The organism is Emticicia agri, from assembly GCF_004168285.1.
Classification (GTDB): domain Bacteria; phylum Bacteroidota; class Bacteroidia; order Cytophagales; family Spirosomataceae; genus Emticicia; species Emticicia agri.
Genome location: NZ_SEWF01000104.1, coordinates 1 through 4,826, shown reverse-complemented (window position 1 = coordinate 4,826; position 4,826 = coordinate 1). Strand labels below are relative to the sequence as shown.

Below are 4,826 nucleotides of genomic sequence, written 5' to 3'. Positions count from 1 at the left end.
TGTTTTTTGACTTTAATCATCTTTACTTTTTGATGGAGATATTGACCTGTTTTCAGTGCTATAGCTACAGCAATACTAACAAAAACCAACAATTTACTAAGTTTTTCGTTTCCTTTAATATGAGTAGTTTCTAAATCAAAGCCCCTTTGTTTGAAAGTTTGAAACAGAACTTCGATACACCACCTATGTCGGTAAAGATTTCCTAACTGCTTGGCTGGCAGATTACCTATCAGAAACAAAAAGTCTTTATTATCTAATTTCTTTAGCATAGTATTGCACCAGATTCCATCGACCAAACATGTTTCAAAGTAACGCTCCTGTTGATGGGACAATAAGTCGTTTATTGAACAAACAGCCCCATTCTTAAGTGTTATCAAATGGTTTTTAGGTAATCTCATACAGAAGTTTATCTGCCTGTCTTTTAGATACTTTAGCCATTGAATACCAATAAATTCCCTATCTCCAACTATCAAACCGATTCTATCCAAACCTATCACATCTACAATTGATTGTAATAAGTCACACCTGTCTTTACAATTACTATTACCTGAATTATTATCTAATAACTCCCAATACAATGGAATCCCTATTGAACCATTTTTGGCAACTATCATCAAAATATTGCATTGATAAATGCCGAAGTCCCATTCGGTTCTATCTATTGATAATTGAAGTTTACCTTTAGGTAAAAACATTAATAGTAAGAGACATACTTGCCTGTAATCGAAATCATAATCCTTAAAAAATGCCTGTATTCTACGTTCAACTGATTCTAATGTAGCTTCACTCTCAATGTGCAAGGCTATTTCTTTAAATTGCACCTTCCGGCTTTCGAGCATCCCTATCAGAAAATCACCAATGAATTTTTTCCTTGATAGATTCTTAGCAAGAGGTATTTTATCAAAAATCTTTATAATTTCGTCCCTAATGAGTTTTCTCATTCTAAAAGGTTGGTTTTGTTTGCTTGGTCGCTACAAAATTCAGCCTTTTTGTTTATAAATTAAAAATCTTCGGGTAGAGTAAAAGCAATCATTTATAAATATACTGATGATGGTTTTGAAAGCCTTAATGAACAATTAAGAGAAAGCAAAGGGGAAAAGATTAGCGATTTTGGAGAACATCTTAAAAATGTACTAGAGAAAATTCCTTCTGAACCAGAAGGAAATCTTGCTTTTAGGGGGGCATATTTAACTCAAAAGCAGCTTGACTATTATATAAATGCATTTAATAATGATGAAAATATAGAAGAGTACAGTTTTATTTCTGCAAGTACTTCAGAGCTAGTGGCTTGGCAATTTGGTAAAGTAAGATTTAGAATTTTTTGTGATAATTGGAAAAATATAAGTCCATTGGCAAAATTTATAAATGAAAAAGAGGTAGTTTTATGTTATGGTAAAAAGTTTAGAGTTCTGGATTACGATTTTCAGAATGGAATCCATGAATTTACAATGATTGAATTATAATATGGAAGCAATTGCAAAAAAAAATCAGAGCAAAATTCTTACAGATATTATAGAACTCTATAAAGAGAAAATCATTTATTATCAAAATGATAAGGATAAAGAATTGGCTATTTCTTTATTGAATATGAGTATCAGTTTAATAAAAAAAGAACTTAAGGATAAAAGTCTTTCAAGAGAGCTACAATTAACTCGTATAGATTTATTACATGAATTTATGCGGAAAGTTGATATTTTAACTATAACTCATATTGAATCAATAACACAAGTACCAGAAAATATAGAAAACTACCCTCCTTATCATTTACATAAGAAATCACAATCAGCCTTTGGTAAAGTGAAATAACATAAACTACAATTCATCCTACAAAAGCAGCATTTCAACCGAAATGCTGCTTTTTTTATTGGGCGGTTGTTGGTCTAACCATCTATCTACTTAAATTTGCCCTAAAACAACGTATTCCCATGAAAAAATACATTACTTGTTGTCTGGTCATACTGCCCATTCTTACACAAGCACAAGGAAATCTAAAAGCATCGCTTGATAAAGTGAAAAGCCATGTAAAAGAGATTAAGTTAGAGAAATCTACCGTTAGTCAGCAATTCAGCTATGATAATGCCAACCCATATGATGTTAAAATAGCCATTACCTCTTCCGATTCTAAAGGCAAAACCACAGAAGAAATCTATGAGTTTAACTTGGGCTTGATGGGAGAGGTGAAAAGAAGTGCTTCGAGTAAGGAAATGAAAGTAGAGATAAGTTCTCAGAAGAACCTTAAAGCGATTCGCTATACCAAAGGTGGTGAAATGCAGAATTATGAGAATAAACTTGAGATTCTATCCGAAAATGTAGATGATGCCCGTGAGTTGGAGAAAAATCTGAAAGATGCAATTGCCGCAGCGAAAACAGCGTGGGAGGCCTCGGTTAAATTGCCTAAAGACGATTTGGCTGCCCTGCAAAGCTGGTTGGAGCAGAACATTAAAGATGTATCAGGAGAAAAGCAATCTGTCAAGCAAAGCCTGAAAAAATCGGGTACTTATAAAGACCGGGCATTACTGACAAGCGAAGAAAATGATGGCAAGAAAACCACAGAATTGGTGTCAGACTTTAGTTGGGGTGATTTTAATGATAATGGAGCTGAATTGAAAATCAGTGGAAAACAAGTAACTGTTGTTGCCAAGTCAAAGAATGATTATGTAAAAACCCAACAGGGAAGTGTGATGAAAGGTTACGACGATGAAGTAAAGTTTTCGGTAGCAAACCCCACCGAGGGAACCATTTTACTGATGGCGATTCAGAAGATAATTCCTTTAGCCAAAAAAGAACTACAAAATAGAGTACCTAAAGTTGCCACTAAAGAAGAAGGCTTTAAAATTCTGAAAGATCGGTTGAAAGATATTAAAGTAAATGAATCTGGCTATACACAAAAAATTGAGCCTGCGTGTATGACTACCTATAGTTTTAAATCTGAAGTGAAAGGTAAAACAGTTGAGGAAAGTTTTAAATTTAGCTTCGGTGATTTAACAGATTTCAAATTGTCAGTTTCAAAAGAAGTAGTAAAAATTGCTTCAAAAGTGCAGGATAGTAAGAAGTTTATTCAATATACCAAAGACGGAGCTTTACAAAATTATGATAATAGTGTTGAGTTTGTAGCAAGCGATATTGAAGATGCCCGTTACCTGATGGAAGCATTGCCTGCTATTGCCAAAGGTTGTAAAGGAAATGTTACGGCAGGAGACTTTAACTGGTTGGTAAGCAAAGTAAAAGCCATAGAAAATCCAAAACAGGAACTGGTTTTGCAAGACGGTGATAAATGTAAATGGAAATTAACATCTACTGCTTCCGACTCTAAGAAAACAGTTGAGACTATTCTGGAATTTAATCTCTATGATATTGATCCTAATAAAATAGAGGTCGATGTATCTGGCAAAACAGTAGGTATTATGGGTTATACCATCAATAAAGAAAAGTTTATTAAACAAACCAAAGATGGCAAGCCCACCTTTGCCAGTGAAGCCAATCTGGTTGTGAATACCGTTGAAGATGCACAAAAGGGTGTTGCTACTTTTAAAACTCTGGTAGGTGGTTGTAAAAAGTGATTTTAAGAGTAAAATAGAAAATAAAAATGGGGGAGTGTAAACTGAACTGTGTCAAGTATTTTTACTACTCACTTGGAGTTGTCTTCAAGTGAGTTTTTTCAAAATTATGAAATTTCATTCTATTACCAAAAATGATGTATAACTGCGATAAAGTAACACTCCAATTTCGGACAGGCATAGTCCACTTTTGAGAGATTCTCTGTACAACCAGATATATCAGTTTCAAGAGTGCTGTATCTGAAGTAAACGAACCTTTAGTTTTGGTAACCTTCCTGACTTGACGATGAAAACCCTCTATAGGATTTGTTGCGGCCGCCGCTGCGGTATAAATCAATCTTCTAATGTCTTCTGCATACTCGTAGAAACTTGATAAGTTTTCCCAATTAGTAAACCAGGATTGAACAGCAATAATATATTTCTTGCCCCACTTAGCTTCTAAAGCTTCTAATTGTCTAAAACCTTCTTCTTTGTTTACAGCAGTGTAAACAAGTTTCAGGTCAGCTATAAAAGCCTTTTTATCCTTTTCAGGAACGTATTTTAAACTATTCCGTATCTGATGGACAATGCAGAGCTGTATTTGGGTTTGGGGATATACAGTAGCTATTGCTTCTGGGAAGCCTTTCAATCCATCAATGCAAGCAATTAAAATGTCCTCTACACCTCTTCGTTTTAAATCTGTTAAGACAGAAAGCCAGAACTTAGCACCCTCTGTTTCTGCCACGTACATACCTATTAAGTCTTTTTTCCCCTCTAAGTCTACTCCTAAAATGTTGTATATAGCTCGTGAAACCACTCTGCCATCTTCCTTAACTTTATAATGTATGCAATCCATAAAAACAATAGGGTAGATGCTCTCTAAGGGTCTGCTACGCCATTCCTGCATGGCTGGAATTACTTTGTCTGTAATGGTTGATAACTGCGTAGCTGAAATATCCATTTGATATAGCTCCTTGATATGTGAAGATATATCTCTGGTAGACATCCCTAAACCATATAAACCTATAACTTTAGCTTCAAGTTCTTCTGTGATTATTACCTGTCTCTTTGGCAAAATCATAGGCTCAAAAGTCCCTGAACGGTCTCTACTATTCTCCAGTTCAAATTCCCCAGATAAACTCTTTACCTGTTTGCTTGTCTTTCCATTTTTACGATTAACTATCCCTTTTGCTTTTGATTCTGCCAGATGGCTTTCCAATTCCCCCGCTAAAGCTGCTTCCAGAAAATGTCGCTTCGGCGATCCGATTCATCAATGGCGCAAAAATCCCT

At 34.8% G+C, this 4,826-nt stretch carries 4 protein-coding genes and 1 pseudogene; 3 read left to right on the top strand and 2 right to left on the bottom strand.

Translation table 11 applies throughout. From position 1 onward, the window contains the following. The coding region (locus tag EWM59_RS27140) for an IS4 family transposase (RefSeq protein ID WP_130024335.1) at nucleotides 1–941 on the bottom strand (941 nt) is incomplete at its 3' end. 87 nt (nucleotides 942–1,028) lie between these two features. Here EWM59_RS27140 and EWM59_RS28850 point away from each other — a divergent pair. The 3 genes from EWM59_RS28850 (at nucleotide 1,029) to EWM59_RS27125 (ending at nucleotide 3,560) form a co-directional block, all read left to right on the top strand. Then, a complete protein-coding gene (locus EWM59_RS28850; protein WP_130024336.1) occupies nucleotides 1,029–1,463 on the top strand; it encodes an ADP-ribosyltransferase in 435 nt (144 codons plus the stop codon). Between the two features lies 1 nt (nucleotide 1,464). Further along, nucleotides 1,465–1,806 carry a hypothetical protein gene (locus EWM59_RS27130; protein WP_130024334.1) on the top strand — a complete coding sequence of 114 codons (342 nt, stop codon included), beginning with the start codon at nucleotides 1,465–1,467 and terminating at the stop codon, nucleotides 1,804–1,806. 119 nt (nucleotides 1,807–1,925) lie between these two features. Further along, complete coding sequence (locus EWM59_RS27125) at nucleotides 1,926–3,560, top strand: hypothetical protein (protein ID WP_130024333.1); 1,635 nt, start codon at nucleotides 1,926–1,928, stop codon at nucleotides 3,558–3,560. A gap of 64 nt (nucleotides 3,561–3,624) precedes the next feature. Here the strand turns inward: EWM59_RS27125 and EWM59_RS27120 are convergent. Continuing rightward, nucleotides 3,625–4,788: pseudogene (locus EWM59_RS27120) on the bottom strand (IS256 family transposase); the annotation flags it as partial. Nucleotides 4,789–4,826 lie beyond the last annotated feature (38 nt).

What these genes read in the sequence shown, in the direction of transcription:
- EWM59_RS27125 (WP_130024333.1), top strand. Translation starts at nt 1,926, where the DNA reads ATGAAAAAATACATTACTTGTTGTCTGGTCATACTGCCCATTCTTACA.
- EWM59_RS27130 (WP_130024334.1), top strand. Translation starts at nt 1,465, where the DNA reads ATGGAAGCAATTGCAAAAAAAAATCAGAGCAAAATTCTTACAGATATT.